General features: G+C 50.3%; 12 protein-coding genes and 1 pseudogene. 2 read left to right on the forward strand and 11 right to left on the reverse strand.

All coding sequences use genetic code 11. The features are described from left to right. Nucleotides 1–7: 7 nt before the first annotated feature. Entirely contained in the window at nucleotides 8–1,159 is a 1,152-nt protein-coding gene (locus tag BQ7483_RS12195; RefSeq protein WP_072546066.1) for a hypothetical protein, read from the forward strand. A 77-nt stretch (nucleotides 1,160–1,236) separates the two neighbouring features. Here BQ7483_RS12195 and BQ7483_RS12200 read toward each other — a convergent pair whose 3' ends face one another. The 3 genes from BQ7483_RS12200 to BQ7483_RS12210 form a co-directional block, all read right to left on the reverse strand. After that, nucleotides 1,237–2,493 (reverse strand): mechanosensitive ion channel family protein, encoded by a 1,257-nt coding sequence (locus BQ7483_RS12200; RefSeq protein ID WP_072546067.1) that lies wholly within the window; start codon nucleotides 2,491–2,493, stop codon nucleotides 1,237–1,239. Between the two features lie 25 nt (nucleotides 2,494–2,518). Continuing rightward, nucleotides 2,519–3,523, reverse strand: a complete 1,005-nt coding sequence (locus tag BQ7483_RS12205) for a DUF4435 domain-containing protein (RefSeq protein WP_072546068.1) — start codon at nucleotides 3,521–3,523, stop codon at nucleotides 2,519–2,521. A gap of 62 nt (nucleotides 3,524–3,585) precedes the next feature. Beyond that, nucleotides 3,586–4,437 (reverse strand): AAA family ATPase, encoded by an 852-nt coding sequence (locus BQ7483_RS12210; protein ID WP_072546069.1) that lies wholly within the window; start codon nucleotides 4,435–4,437, stop codon nucleotides 3,586–3,588. Nucleotides 4,438–4,732: 295 nt separating this feature from the next. Here BQ7483_RS12210 and BQ7483_RS12215 point away from each other — a divergent pair. Continuing rightward, nucleotides 4,733–5,248: pseudogene (locus BQ7483_RS12215) on the forward strand (Arm DNA-binding domain-containing protein); the annotation flags it as partial. 205 nt (nucleotides 5,249–5,453) lie between these two features. Here the strand turns inward: BQ7483_RS12215 and BQ7483_RS12220 are convergent. The 8 genes from BQ7483_RS12220 to BQ7483_RS12255 all read right to left on the reverse strand — a co-directional run bounded on the left by BQ7483_RS12220 (nucleotide 5,454) and on the right by BQ7483_RS12255 (nucleotide 14,995). Beyond that, nucleotides 5,454–6,482: a DUF4857 domain-containing protein gene (locus tag BQ7483_RS12220; RefSeq protein WP_072546070.1), complete on the reverse strand. Its 1,029-nt coding sequence runs from the start codon at nucleotides 6,480–6,482 to the stop codon at nucleotides 5,454–5,456. Nucleotides 6,483–6,507: 25 nt separating this feature from the next. Continuing rightward, complete coding sequence (locus BQ7483_RS12225) at nucleotides 6,508–7,179, reverse strand: hypothetical protein (RefSeq protein ID WP_072546071.1); 672 nt, start codon at nucleotides 7,177–7,179, stop codon at nucleotides 6,508–6,510. Nucleotides 7,180–7,203: 24 nt separating this feature from the next. Then, a complete protein-coding gene (locus tag BQ7483_RS12230; protein ID WP_072546072.1) occupies nucleotides 7,204–8,091 on the reverse strand; it encodes an ABC transporter ATP-binding protein in 888 nt (295 codons plus the stop codon). Between the two features lie 166 nt (nucleotides 8,092–8,257). Beyond that, a complete protein-coding gene (locus BQ7483_RS12235; RefSeq protein WP_072546073.1) occupies nucleotides 8,258–8,833 on the reverse strand; it encodes a PepSY-associated TM helix domain-containing protein in 576 nt (191 codons plus the stop codon). Continuing rightward, complete coding sequence (locus BQ7483_RS12240) at nucleotides 8,817–9,401, reverse strand: hypothetical protein (RefSeq protein WP_072546074.1); 585 nt, start codon at nucleotides 9,399–9,401, stop codon at nucleotides 8,817–8,819. Before BQ7483_RS12240 ends, BQ7483_RS12235 begins: the two co-directional genes overlap by 17 nt. An 18-nt stretch (nucleotides 9,402–9,419) precedes the next feature. Beyond that, entirely contained in the window at nucleotides 9,420–10,976 is a 1,557-nt protein-coding gene (locus BQ7483_RS12245; RefSeq protein ID WP_072546075.1) for a DUF6850 family outer membrane beta-barrel protein, read from the reverse strand. 45 nt (nucleotides 10,977–11,021) lie between these two features. Then, nucleotides 11,022–12,236 (reverse strand): DUF4876 domain-containing protein, encoded by a 1,215-nt coding sequence (locus BQ7483_RS12250; RefSeq protein ID WP_072546076.1) that lies wholly within the window; start codon nucleotides 12,234–12,236, stop codon nucleotides 11,022–11,024. Nucleotides 12,237–12,256: 20 nt separating this feature from the next. Next, on the reverse strand, nucleotides 12,257–14,995 hold the full coding sequence (locus BQ7483_RS12255; protein ID WP_072546077.1) for a TonB-dependent receptor: 2,739 nt from the start codon (nucleotides 14,993–14,995) through the stop codon (nucleotides 12,257–12,259). Nucleotides 14,996–15,164 lie beyond the last annotated feature (169 nt).

Consider the following 15,164-nt stretch of genomic DNA (forward strand, 5'->3'; position numbering starts at 1 on the left):
TTCAATTATGAACAGAAAATTGTTTTCAATGGCCCTTCTGGCCGGGATGACCCTCTTTGCTGCCTGCAGCAACGACGAAACAAGCAACAACGGTGACAACGGCATTGCCGACGGTACGACCCTGAGCGGCACCGTTACCGAAGACGTGACCCTGAAATCGGGCAACACCTACAAACTGAGCGGTGCCTATACCGTTGAAGAAGGCGCTACGCTGAACATCGAACCGGGCGTGAAACTGATTGCTGTCTATGACGACAACGTGGACTATATCCTCATCAAGCAGGGGGCCAAAATCAATGCCAAAGGTACGGCCGACGCTCCCATCATCATGACTTCCGAGAAAAAAGAAGCCGGAGCCTGGGGCGGCATCCACATCTGCGGACGCGCCCATACCAACGCTGAAGGCGGCAAGGGCAGTTCGGAAATCGGCGGTGCCGAATATGGCGGCAACGATGACAAAGACAACTCGGGTACCCTGCAATACGTCCGCCTGGAGTACACCGGCTATGCCTTCGACGAGGAGCACGAAGCCAACGGCATCAGCTTCTACGGTGTAGGCAGCGGTACGACGGTAGACCATTGTGTAGCCTACAAAGGTTCGGACGACGGCTTTGAGTTCTTCGGCGGCTCGGTCAACGTCAGCAACATGGTAGTCATCAGCTGCAGCGACGACTCGTTCGACTGGACCGAAGGATGGAACGGTACGGGCACCAACCTCGTAGCCTACCAGGAAGCTGAGTCTACCCTGGGTTACGACTGCGACTGCCTGATCGAGGCCGACAACAACGAAAACAACTACCAGGCCACTCCGATAGCCCACCCGACACTGAAGAACCTCATCCTCGTGGGTAACGGCGGTTCCAAGCAGGGCGTACGCCTGCGTCGTGGTACACAGGTAACCCTGGACAATGCCCAAATCTGCGGCAAAGGCAAGGCATTGACCGTAGAAAGCACCGAAACCGAAACAGCGCTGACCGACGGCACTTCGAGCATCACCAACACCACCATCAGCAACAACGTGGACAGCGAAAAGGGCATCTACACCAACGATGTGTTCACAGCCGGTACCGGCAACAAGGTCGACACCAACCTGAACTATGCTTCGCTGGACGACATCAAGGCTGCCTGCAGCTGGATGGCCGGAAGCTGGGTAGAATAACGCGACTCACTCTTTGAAATAACACACACTTTTTCCTGAAGGAGGCATGCCATGCGGTGTGCCTCCTTCTTCTTTTCTTATTTCTCAGCCAATCTCTGGAGGTCGGCCCCCGACGGCGACTGAAAGACCCGCAGTCCGAACTCGGGAATGATGGCCAGCACGTGGTCGAAGACATCGGCCTGCACGCCCTCATAGGGTATCCAGTCCTTGATGGTGGAAAAGAAATACAGTTCGACGGGCAGGCCGTGGTCCGTAGGCTGCAGGTGGCGCACCATGCAGTTCAGCTCCTTGTTCACCACAGGCAGGCTCTTGAGGTAGGCGGTGAGATAGGCACGGAACACGCCCAGGTTCGTCTGCCGGCGGCCGTTCACCAGCACCTCGTTGTCGATGCCGTTTTCTTCATTATAAGCCTCGACGACGGCTTCCGTCCGATCGATGTAATCCTTCAACAGCTGTATCTTGCGGTACTTCTCCAGCATCTCGGGCGTACAGAAACGCACGCTGGTCATGTCGATGTTGATGCTGCGCTTCACGCGGCGGCCACCGCTCTCGCGCATGCCGCGCCAGTTCTGGAAGGAGTCGCTCACCAGCAGGTAGGGCGGTATGGTGGTGATGGTGTTGTCCCAGTTGCGCACCTTCACCGTGTTCAGCGTCACCTCGATGACCGTACCGTCGGCCCCATATTTGGGCATCGTAATCCAGTCGCCCACCTTCAGCATGTCGTTGGCCGAAAGCTGCACGCCGCTGACGAAGCCCATGATGCTGTCCTTGAACACCAGCATCAGCACGGCGGCCGAAGCACCCAGACCGGCCAGCAGCGAGTAGGGCGACTTGCCCAACAGCTCGGCCACAATCACGATGATGCCTATCAGCCACAGCGACACCTGCAACGTCTGGAGCAGCCCCTTCAGCGGACGGTCGCGCATGGACTCCTTCGCACTGTAGACGGTATAGGCCGCCTTCAGAAACGCATTGATGAAGAACAGGAAGGAGAAGATGATGTAGATGAAACACAGGCGGCGGATGAAGTTCAGCGTCACCGAGTCGGTCTGCGCAAAGGCCACCGGCAGAAGCAGGTAGATGACCACGGGCGCCACCATGTGGCTCAGGTAGACCATTACGCGACGGTCGAAGAGGATGTCGTCCCACGTCGCTTTCGTCTTCTGCACCAGGCGGGCAATGGCCCGGAGCAGCACCTTGCGGCAGATGAAGTCGGCGGCAAAGGCCAGCACCAGCACCAGGGCAAAGGCAATGAACTGGTCGGCCCACCCGGCTGTCTGGGGATTCATGCCCCAGGCTATCAGAATTTCGTCGATATTGTTCAGCAGTTCCATAAATAAGTTTCTTTTTGTTAGAGGTTCATTCTTCTTTCATCGCCAGAATCCTCTCCACCGACTCGCGCATCCACTGGTAGAGGTAGAGGCCCTTGTAGCCGTCATTCTTCTTCAGCATCAGCTGGACGGCCGCCTGGCTGTTCTCGTAGCTGGTCAGTTCGTTGTGGAACTGCTCGTCGTGGATGGCCAGGCGCTTGATTTCCTTCTCGCGTTCGCGGCGGAGCTGGGTGCAGACGGGGTTGAGCAGCTTCATCACCACGCCGTCCATGATGTGATGCCCCTGGATGTAGAGGTAGGTTGTGTCGGGAGTCAGGCCCAGCTGCGTCAGCTCCTCACCCAGGGCATCGATGTGCTCGATGGTCTGCGGAAAACGGGTGCGCAGTTCCGAGAGTTTGGCGTCCACCCGTTGCTTCATGTCGTCCTGGCAGCGGTAGAGGTGGTTCAGGCTGACGTCCTGCAAGCGTACGCACTGGTTGAAGTCGTACATGGGAAACGTATTGGTGTCGTGCTGGCGGTAGAACCACACGTGCCAGAGGAAGAGCGGATAGGCCACGCGCGAATAGCGGCGCATGAACTCGGGGAAGTCTACCAGCTGGCGGTCGTTGAGCGTGGCCTGTACACAGACCTCGTGCAGGCTCTCGGCATAGCACAGGTAGTTCTCGATGGCATAGGCATAGGTCTGCAGCACGAAGGGGTTCTCGTTGATGCGGCGCGACAAGACCGTGCCGCCCTGCATCAGGAAGTCGTAGTCGCTGTCCACACAGGCAATGAGGCTGCGCCCCAGCTCGTCGGCATTGAGCGTGTTGAGCAGCACGGTCTTCTTCCCTTTGGACAGGGAGGTCTGCGAAGGCAGCATCACCTGGAAGTAGCATTCGTCGGTTTCGAACTCGGAGAGCAGCGTGCGCCAGAAGGCCACGTCGTCGTAGCTTTCCACATAGGCCACGATGCGGCGGCGCTTCTTCCGCGGCGACAGGCGGCGGGCCGCGTCCAGGTAGGCGGAGGTGAGGTTATGGCGGAGAGTGAGAGACATAAAAATGAAGAATGAAGAATTGAAAATTAAGAATTAAAAATTAAGAAAATAGAGGCGGCGAATCAACTTTCCATTTTCAATTTTCCATTCTCCATTTCCTTCGTTATCTCGCTCACCTCCGTCACCGCGTCGAGCCAGCCTTCCATGATGACGGCGGGCGAGTGGGTACTCAGGATGAGCTGCATCTGCGGGTTCAGGCGTCGTATCATGCCGATGAGCTTCTGCTGCCACTCGATGTGGAGCGAAGCTTCGGGCTCGTCCATGAAGAGCACGCTGTGCGTACCCTCGCGCACAAGGACGGTGAGCAGGATGACCAGCATCTGTTTCTCGCCCGAAGAGAGCTTGTAGGGCAGCAGGCGTTCGCCGTCCTGATAGAAGGCGATGTCGTTGCTGCGGCGGTCGATGGTCTTGCGCGTATAGCTGAAGAGCTCGTCCACCAGGTCCTGGAAGAGCCGCTTGGGACGGGAGAGCTGCGGAGCCTGGGCACGCTGCTGCTCGTCGCCGTTGAGGAGCTCGATCATGCGGTTGCCTACGTTCACCTGATAGTCCAGATAGCGGCGTTGCAGCAGGTAGAGCTGCCAGTCCAGTTCAGTGTGGACATTGGGATCGGCCATTCGGGCGGTGAAGTCGCCCATGACGAGCGGGCGGTCGTACGAGCGGATGACGTCGTAGGGGATGCACGTAGCTTCGGCCGGGTCGAAGAAGAGGCGCACGCCGGCCACCTCGCCGTTCTTCATCTCACCCGAGGTGCGGTGTTCCAGGTAGCCGACGGAGCGGTTCAGGATGGTTGTCTTTCCCACCCCGTTGATACCCGAGAGGATGTTGACGTCGGGGCGCAGGTCCCACGCCACGTCGTAGCGGTGCCACAGGCCGTCAATCTCGATGCGGCGGATATAGTTGGCTTGTATTTCCATATCGTTTGAAGTTTAGACAAGCAAACTTACGCAAAATCTATGGAAAAACCTCCAAAATTCGGCAGATTAACGCAATGTAATCTGTGAATTAAGTAGTTAGGAGAAAATCGCGGAAGTTGGATAGAGGGCTGAATAGCGTTTCAAAGCGGATTGGAGAAAGAGAACGGTTTCCTAATCGTTACCCGTCAGAAATGCAGATTTAACAGTCACCGTTCCGTTTGCGCCGCTCTGCGTAGGTTTGCTTGTCAAGGTTTAACTCGTTGATTTATAGTTTTTCAACCAAAAAAGAACGAGTATGACAAGGAGCACATTTCGCGTGCTGTTCTATGCGAACGGCAGCAAGGAGAAGAATGGAACTGTCCCCATCATGGGACGGGTTACAATCAACGGAACGGTGGCGCAGTTCAGTTGCAAGCGGAGCATCTCAAAAGAACTTTGGGATGCAAAGGGCAACCGTGCCAAAGGCAAGAGTTTGGAGGCAAGGGAAACGAACCTTGCGCTTGACAACATCAAGGCGCAAATCATCAAGCACTACCAGCGCATATCCGACCGTGAGGCGTTTGTGACGGCAGAGATGGTGCGCAACGCCTATCAGGGCATAGGCGGCGAGTATGAAACGCAGCTCAAAGCCTTCGACCGTGAGAACGAGGTGTTCAAGAAGCGTGTCGGCAAGGACAGGAAACTGGCGACTTACCAGTCAAGGGTAGTGGCAAGGAACTATGTGGCGGCGTTCATCAAGTCGTTCTACAAGCGCAGCGACATGTCGATGCTGGAGCTTACGCCCGACTTCATCAAGGAGTTTGCCACCTATTACCCAAAAGTCCGTATCTTTGCATCGTGTTTTTCATAGTATTAGATTTTAAGGTTAACAAAGGTTGGAGTACAGCGGTACTCCTTTTTTTATGTCCGTAAATCAAATAAAATCAAATTCACATAAACAAAGAAAGTCAGCAGCAGAAAATAGTGCTACTGACTCTCCGACTAAAAAACAAACCGTAGAAACAGAAGTATGCCTGTCAAAACCGGGGTTTTACGAACTTATCATCAGGAGATGTAAACGACAGCCCCGGAACCGAACGACGTATGTCTTTATAAGCATATTCTTTTATCAGCGAATAGTCGGTGGCATCTAAGGCATAGTAGTAATCATCTTTGTCTGTCGAACGTTTCACAGTCCAATCAAACATGTTTCCGAAAATGGTCAATTCATCTTTTGTGGGGTCAAAAGCGGGAATGGCAGATTTGATGACACTCCCGTCGCTCTGAATCACATAGAAATGATGTCGGCTGTCTACCATGTATCCTAACGTCTGACGGCTGCGGAATTCGGTGATGAAGACGTATTCCGGACGCACATTGTCGGGCAGCCGAATGGCTTTTACATACGGACAGCCTTTCGTACATTTCAAGTGAAACAGTTGGTGGTTAGCGTCCAGCACCAAGTATCCTTCGTCGTAATCTTTACGGGTGGTAGGATTGCCCGAAGCATAGCTGGCGGGAAAAACAAAACCTTTTTGGAGCAACATGTCGGTAAACAGCTTGCTTTTCGGTTCGTCTATCCGGTTTGTCTCCATGCAGATAAACTCAATGCCTTTACCGGTAAAACGGAAAGCGTCATCGGGCATCTTCAGCTCCACCCGCTTGGACATCGATTCCATCAGGAAATAAATTCCCGTTTGGGGAGCGTTGATTGCCGAAGGCACACTTTTAAAGGTAAAGTTTGTCATTTGAATGTCTTTCGGGCTGACTGCTTTGCCGCAAATGGTATCGGGAAAACGCTCGTCTGCCGTAAGCTGACGCACATAAAACGAAGGAAGCAGGCTGTCTACCTGTTGCTGCGTATAGGTGTTTCCCTTTGTATCGCTGCGTCGGATTTGCTTGTTCGCGTCCGTCTGAATGAATATGAAGTCGCCCAAAACCGAGCTGTACATCGTAAACGGGGTTTTCACCGGTTTGGCTGTAAAGAATGCGTAACACCACGGCAACTGCCATACCAGCAGAACCGCCACGGTGAGATAAAGAAATATTTTACTGAATCGAATCATCTTTGTTTCATTTTTTAATCATTAATCAGTCTTGTTTACCGGCTTTAAACCGCACCACGGAAATCCATGAAAGCGAAGCGATGAGCAGCGTGTACAGGGTCAGCACGGGCAGGAAGCTGTTATAGGCCTCGGGTGCCGGAGCCAAGAAGTAGATGCGGCAAATCAATGCGGCAATAATCAGATTCAGCACCCGGCGTTTCCATGTGGGTTCCAGACAAATCCACGCCACGAACAAATAGCCTGCACCACCTGCCAGAAACCACGGAACTGCCGACAGCAGAATATGCCGAACCAACTCGCCCGTAAAGTGCTGGGGCAGGTAAATGCCCATGATGATGAAACTCGTGGCGAAACATGCAGCCAGCGCAAGCAGCCCGAAAGCCAGAATAGCCAGAATCATCTTCTTCTGCGAGTAAGGCAGATGCAAAGTCAGCTTCAAGCACTTGCGTTGCATTTCGGGAAAAAACTGTACGGCTGCCAGCAGGATACCGGTAAGCAGCGGAACATATTGCAACAAATCTACAAATATGGCATCTTTCTGAACCATAACCACCCACAGATGGTCGATTCCCTGCATGGCTATCACGCGACTGACGCGAAGCATGGAGTATCCCGTGATTCCTATCATGAACAGGGTGGCCAACAGCAAATACCAGCGTGTTTTTATCCACTCTTTATAAAATATGGCTTGTATCATACGTTTCTCTTTTTCTGTTTAATGTTAATACTTTCCGGTAAGCCCGATGAAGGCGTCCTCCAGACTTACGTGTTCGTACCGCAAATCGGTATAGGGGACTTGCGACTGTTTCAAAAGTCCCTCCATTTCGGCAGGCGGAAGGAAAGAATGGGTTTCCAGTGTCTGCCGAATCACCGCCGGATGATAACAGCTCTCCGGCAAGTGAGGCTGATAGCCTTCGGGTACGGTACAAGTATATCGTCGGAGGTTCTTCATCAATGTTTCAACAGGCTGCTGGATAAGAATAGAACCGTAGTCCATAATGATACAGTCATCAATCAGCCGCTCCATATCCTGAATAATATGAGAAGTCAGGAAAACGGTTTTATTTTCAGAGCGGGCATAATCGCGCAGATAGTCGACAAAAAGCCGACGATAGCCGGGGTCAAGCCCTAAAGAGAAATCGTCTAAAATCAAAAGTTCGGGGTCTTGGGCAAGAATCAGCCCCAACGCCACTTGCGAACGCTGCCCGTTCGACATGCGCGAGATGCGCTGCCCCGGAGCCACTTTCAGCTTATTCATCAAGTCGTAATATGCCTCCTTTTTCCATTGCCCCGGATAGAAAGAAGCATAAAACTTCTCTATCTGTGTAATGTTCATAAACTGATACTGAACATGCCCTTCCAGCAGCAAGCCGATGTTCCGGCGCAGGGCGGGATTCATGGTTTGAATATTCTCTCCGAATATGCGGCACACCCCTGAACGCGGTTGAAGATAACCGCTCAAAATATTGATAGTTGTTGTTTTCCCTGTACCATTCTTACCCAGCAGTCCTAAAATACGTCCCTGAGGTACATCGAAGCTCAGGTTCTCATAAATTTTACGTTTGCCGTAATAATGAGTCAGGTTTTTACATTCTATTATTGCACTCATTCTTTATATCTTTTTCCGTTTTTTGATACCTTGAAAAATTCTACCCATAGGACGAACCAACTCTAACCATAGAACTGATGAATTCTACCCATAGAACCGACCAATTCTACCGCATGAATTTTACAGGACTAACCGTCACTGATTCCTCCCTGATTATCAACAAGTTTTAAAAACACGCAAGGAAGATGACCGGTATTAGAATACCGATGACCAGTTCTATACCTCCCCTGCCCCATAATCCCTTCGGCCCTTTAATCATCACAATGCCGCTGAGGGTGATTAAAATCAGGCAGACAGCAAAAGCATCGGCAAACCAAGTCCACCATTTGCCGGGATTAAAATGAAGCTGCACCATCGGGGAGATGAGCGGACGGCGCTTCAATCCTTCATACACCGCATCGTTCGTCCGGGTGTCAATCACCAAGCTGGAGCCTCCTTTCAGGAAAACTTTTATCCTATCCGGTTTCGGGTAATAATATTTGGTGAAATTCTCCGCTTCGTCCAACGGTTCCAGCAATGCCAGAATCACCTTGTCATTCACCTTGTTTTTGTCAGACAAGTCCGCTGTTACCTTATACTCTTTCCGCGTAACCGTATAATGAGGATTTATGCTATCCCGATGGTTCATTACGAGACCTGAGACAGCATAAATCAGAATCATTCCGGCAAAGAAGAATGAGAGTTCGCGATGAACCGTCCTAGTCCATTTGCGAAACGCCGCTCCTTTACTCTTGAATTTCATAAGAACTTGCTTCCAAGTAATAGAACGACAGGTAATCTTTTCCGGTAGCTGTTTTTCTTTCAGCTATCTTCGCACGGAAATCGGCAATGCGTGCTTCGGGAGTATTCGCTGTTTCGCCGCGTGCTTTCTTCTCCGAATCACATCCGGCAGCCGTTTCGCCATGAGATTTTTCGGTCTGCGCTTTCAGCCGGCTTTCCCAGTTTTGCAGATAAGCCTCATCAACGCGCTGCTCTTTCAATGTTCCGGCAACCGTGACAATGGCATTGACGCAACGGGTATCAAACGAGCCTAACGGACCGGCTTCTACCCGGATCGTCTTAGTATCGTCGCTGCCCATCAAAAACATTTTCGTAGCGCCATGCTTGCAGGTGTGTGTACAAATCCCCTCAATCGTTACCTCCTTGTTTACCAGCGAGTCGGCATCCGAGAGCAAATCATCAATGCTTAACGCCGACGGAGCAGCCTGTTCCGTTTGTTCAGACTGACTTTGCTTATTACTGTTTCCACAAGAAGTAATCATTACCATAGCTGCCATAAAAGCGGCAGCAACCATCAATTTAGTTTTCATACATTATCATTTTTAGTTTTAGAAAAAGACGCCCAGTGAACAAGCGGCATACCGGGCCGTTCCGCATTTTTTATAATAAGTGCCCTGCCATTGGAATGACAACGACAAACTGTATTTCTTTATCGGATAGTTTCCCTGCAAGCGGACTCCTGCCCAGCCGTAACTGTCGGACAAGTAAGTGATATTCGCCAACAAGGTTTGTGCCGATGATTTCGAAGTATCCAATCCCGGCAAAGCATATTCAGCCGAGAGGTTGGCGTAATAACCGCCGTTGGCTTCTGCCGCCAACTGCAAACGGTTTATCTGATAGTGCAAACGGGCACGCAACGAACCGGACAATGCCGACAGATGGACGAAACGAGACACCGTGTTGTAATCGGCCCTCCACCGATGACAAGTAACGTTAGGGATGATTGCTCCACCCCATGTCCGTTCACCATACGGGAGTTTCTCCCACAGTCCCTCTACCGAAATCCTGCTGTCGGCAATCTTTATCCCCGGCGAGGTACTAATCAGTGTTCCGTACGAACTCCCGCCAGCCTCACCGTAGAGATTTTCCGTTCCCTTACGGACTGTATATTTCGTTTTCAGCTTTACACCGAAAGTATTTCCCTTCCAAGAAGTCCGCAGCCAACTCACATTCCCATCCAAGTTTGTAGTACCCAGCTCCAGCAATGTGAGATTATTGGCACTGCTCAGTTTCTTATCCAGAGCCATGTGGTCCATTGAAACCACGGCAGATATTCCCTGTTCCGCATCTGCCGGCAGGATGCCCACACTTCCTTTCCACTGCATACCTTGATATTTTGTTCCGGTCTGATTCCCTGCAAAACGCGCATAATCCATCCCCAGCCCCAATACATGGTATACCGAAGTAGAACCTTTGTCGGCAAGAAACGAAATCTCACTGTTCTGCTGGTAGTACCGGAAATCGGCGGATACTCCTATACGATACGTACCCAAACGATAGCCTCCTCCTGCGGAGAAAGAAAGATCGGAAGCCGTATTGCGCGGACGTGGGTCTTTATCCCGATAATTATGAGAAGCTCTGTAACCTCCGGTCAGCCCCCATGTCCAACGCCCCGATTCATCGGCATATCCACCATTGAAATAATAAGTCTCTCCCTTCAGGAAACCACCTATTGAATCGCCTGTTACATAAGGAGCCACCAACTCCCAGTCGATGTTCTCGTTCCACAATACATTGTCTTGTTTCCGGCTTCGGTATCCGGCAGACCCAAACACCCGATTATGCTCCGACAGAATAACAAACGAATGTACATCTACTCCGACGTGAGCATCGTTATCGCCTTCTTGCTTCAAAGCTGCCCTGCCCTTATCATGACGGACGGCGTTTACATCCACACTTGTCCACGTATACGGAGTGTAATAATAATACAGTGCCGGATTCTGCCATACTTCACCGCGAAATCCGGTTGCGAACGAGCCCATACGGATTACCTTATCAGGCAATGAAAGCGTATCGGCAACCGTTTGTCCGACGGTTTTCTGCACATTCGTCCCAATGAAAGCAACCAATAACGTTATAACTATTCGCATCCGGATTCGTATCATAAAACAAACAACAAAGATTTATTATGTCAACAAAAACGTTTCTGATTATTCGGCAAACAAACTCGGAGTGGCAGCCGGCGTGAAATCAACGGTAGAGTTGTTCGTGTCTTGCAGTACCTCGCGGTCATTGTCCGTATAAGCCACCTTACGCATTACACACTTGCCGATGTTTTCTGCCACGGTGTTATTTACGCCGATATAGGTATGCCCCATATCCAGTTCGGTAGCCGTAACATTCCACTGCCATTCATTGGTAGCACCGATATTCACAGCGTCTATCACCCATTCGTTAGGGAATTTATATTTGCTCTGAGGCTTGCTTACCGTTCCGCTTTGCAATACATACGTGTAGTCGTAAGTATAATCTGCGATATACTGTTCTTTCGTCATTCCTTCGGGCAGTCTGCCGATGGCATAAGCACGGTTACCCTGCTTGTTCAGTATCCAAATGGTCTTGGTATAGCAATAATAGATATCCATATTGGGAACAGCCGGATTGTCTACGTCTTGTTTCGATTCGATGTACCATTCAAAGTTGGCATTGCTCAGGTCGATGGAGTTCGGGTTAGCCTCTTTGTGGTTGATGGCGTTATCGCAGATAATAAAAGACTCTCCCGGTTGTATCGGATAATCTGTTCCGTTGCCCGGTACTACGACCACAGAACCTACCGCAATCGCTTCGTTCATGATATCCGGGTCTACCGACTGATATTTCTGTGTGGTGGTGAATTGCGATTCCATGAATACCAGTCCGTCTGCATACAGAACCGTATCCGAGTTGTTGTAGATGCGCACGTATTGGTCTCCGTTATACTGCTTTCCGGCCTCGTTATAAGTTCCGGGGAGGAATATTTCGGCAATCACGAAGTCGGCATCGCCTGTATTCACCACGTGTGCCGTCAAGTCCAGCTTGCACGAACCGCCCGAAACTGTCACGTTCTGCTGTACTCCCTGCACGTTTACCTCTACCGAAGTTCCGTTCTGCGAATATGTCCCCTTCCCGATGAAAGTAACGTTATATAATCCATCCGCTAACTGAATAAGGCTGGTAGGGTAACTTACATCGGTCTTAGCAGATGTATTCACGTTCTCGAATGTATAAGTACCGGAGGTTATCTGCAACCCCTCGATTGTTGTATTTACAGTGGCAGAAATACTTACGTCGGACATGCTTACTCCTTCGTCGTCACTACATGCGCTGAATCCCAATGCTGCCGCAAAGAGAACCGCCAGAGCTAATTGATTTTTTTTCATATTCATTACTTTTTTATTTTAGATTATTAAAAAGTCAAGTTCATTTCCATGCCGAAATAAGGCGATTCCGGTGTCCGGCGTTGCAATACTCCCCTCAAGGTGTAATCGGGATAAATGCCCAAGATGCGGTTTACGTAAAACGACAGATTCAGGTATTTACCGATTCGCTTGCTTGCCTTTAAGTTGACATCCATGTAGAAAGGCACGGTGGTACGTTCGAAATAGGTAGCCGAATACTTTTCTACCAGATGCTGCAACTGGATGTTTTCTGCATCTTCGGCACGGAAAGGATAGGTTTCGCCCGACTGGTCGATGTAACTTACCGGCATACCATCGTTCCACAGATTACGGCGATTAGTGTACCATGTACATTGCAGTGAAGTTGAAAAGGTCAAGCCCAAACGCTGGAGATAGGTGTCAAACATAAAGTTGGTATTAAACGCCTGACTTTCTGTTCCTTCTTCGCCCTCGTATAATCCAACGTATTCCAACTGCTTATTATCCAGCAAAATGGAGGAAGCCTTATATTTCGGAACGTCTGAGCTATAAATGTTTTTTATCCACGCCCCATACACCGTAACGCGGGTTTTCAGCAGTTCGATTCGTTTGGATGAGAATTGAAACTCCACGCCTTCTTTCTCTATTTTCATCACGTTGCCCACGGTAGAATATACGTCAAGATTATATTCGTCGGTATAAGCCAGTTCCGACAGTTCAGGAGGAGCAGTCAGCGTAGAGCCGTCAATACTCGACGGGTCATAGAGTTTATAAGCCAGCGATTTGTAATATGTCAGGTCGCCGAAACCGTTGTTCATCCGCTCGCGGAAGTAAGTAACAGACAAGCGATTCCCTTTATAGCCTATATCGGCGCGAACCTCCCACTTCCGGTTACGTGCCGGCTCTAACTGATAATTGGTATTGTCCCACTTATACGTCATCATGTTGATGCGACGGTAATCGGGATTGGTATGATAATAATTCAACTGAATCAAATCGACATACTTCAAGTCGGGGTAAAGCTGCGAAATAGTAGGCATACGGCTTATCCATCCCAAACCGCCGGAAAAAGTGATATTCCATCCATTGAATGCAGGCAAACGCCATTGCAAATCCAGACGGAGGTCGGGATATACCTTGCCTTTCATCTCGTATTGGTTGTCAAGCCCCAACAGCGACTGCAAGCGGACACCCGCCGTAAGAGACAGTTTATGGCTTTGTACGGGAAGATGTAAAACCTCTTCGGCATAGAAGGCAAAAGGTTGCATCCCCGGCACGTCTTTAAAACGACGCGGACGGGTACTCATGCTTTCACTGATGGGGCGCGTGACGTCGAACACTTGTCCTTCGCCCAAATTCTTCTGATAATTCCACTCCACGCCCATGTTCGTCTCGTTACGCAACATGCCGACAGGAAAAGCCAAGCGGGTGCGTGCCGCAGCCGTAACGTATAAGGGCTTACCGTCGATTTCCATTTGTGCCACGTAATTGTATGGTAAATAGATACCGTCAGATTCTCCTTCTTCTTTCTGAATGGATATGGCTGCCGGACGGTTGAGGGAGACCGATTTCGTTTCACGCATTTTCTCCCATTGCTGGCTGACAGAGGTGGTCAGGTTTATCTCCCGAATCCATGAACGGTCGGGAAACTTCATATTCCATTTGCCTGCCACCTTCAGGCTGTTGAAATCCGACTTGTAAGCGTCTTCTTTTACGGTGGCATCCTTGTCACGTTTTGCATCGTCGAACGAACCGGTATAATCGGTACTGATATTCCAGTGGATGTTACGCTCGTTCCACAGCCACTTGCTATCCAGACGGGCAGACGCCGTGAAGCGCGTATAGTTTTTCACACTGTTGCGCGGGTCAATCTTTGCATCCAGATAATTGACATCGGCATTTAAAATATAACGTCCGTTGCCGTCCAGCCTGATTCCTTTACCTACCGAAAACAGTTTGCTGGTTTTATCGGCTTTGAAGCGTGCAGACAAGGGACTTTCGCTGGTTTTGCGCTGGATAATCACTGCGCCGTTCGACACGTTTCCGTACGCCACAGAAGGAATACCTCGGATAATCTCCACCTTCTCGATATTGTCGGTGGAAAGGGTACGCATATCCACTCCTTTCGCCATCGTGCTGGTGGCGTTTACGCTGGAGGTGCTGCCCGGCATGTATTGCAGGTTGGCATCTGTATTCAGGGACACACCGTCGACGAAAAACCCCACGCCCAACGAAGAAAGCGCCGATGTCTGACCGGTTTCGCGGATACGAATCAGGTTTGCCTGCCCCATCTGGGGGTCGGCCGACTTACCTCCGGGTACCAATTCCATCAAGTCGCTGAAACTGCTGGGCTGAAGGTGTTTCATCGCCGTGCGGTCGATTATGGATGCACTGGCGGCGTACTTCGACTCGGAAGCGGTTACAACAACCTCGTTCAGCGCCGTTGCCGAAGACTTTAAATAAAACGTTTCTGAAATATCCTGAACAACCTTTACTTCTTTTTCTACGGTATCATATCCTAAATACGAAACAACCACCCGATAAGTTTCGGGCCGGATGTGGGGGAGTTCAAAACGCCCGTTCGCATCTGTAATGCCTCCATAAGCTATTTGTTTCCCAACAAATAGCTGAACCGTTGCATAATCTAACGTTTGATGGGTCTGTTTATCTAACACAACACCTCTAAACGCAAATGTCTGCCCCCATAAAAAAGATACATTACCCAATGTTATGAACCAAAGAAGTACGTATATACTTTTGCAAACCATCTCATCCTTTATTTGGTTTACAAAAGTACGAATCGCCCACAGCTGCGGCAATACCCACTTTTAGGTATTAAAAGGTGATTTCGGGCAGGCGCAATACCTAAACATGAGTATTTTGCTTTTGATTCATTTCCAATGGGATATCGTCTACGCTCATCCCCCTCAAAACGCT

This window comes from Mediterranea massiliensis, assembly GCF_900128475.1.
In the GTDB taxonomy this organism is placed as follows: Bacteria; Bacteroidota; Bacteroidia; order Bacteroidales; family Bacteroidaceae; genus Bacteroides; species Bacteroides massiliensis_E.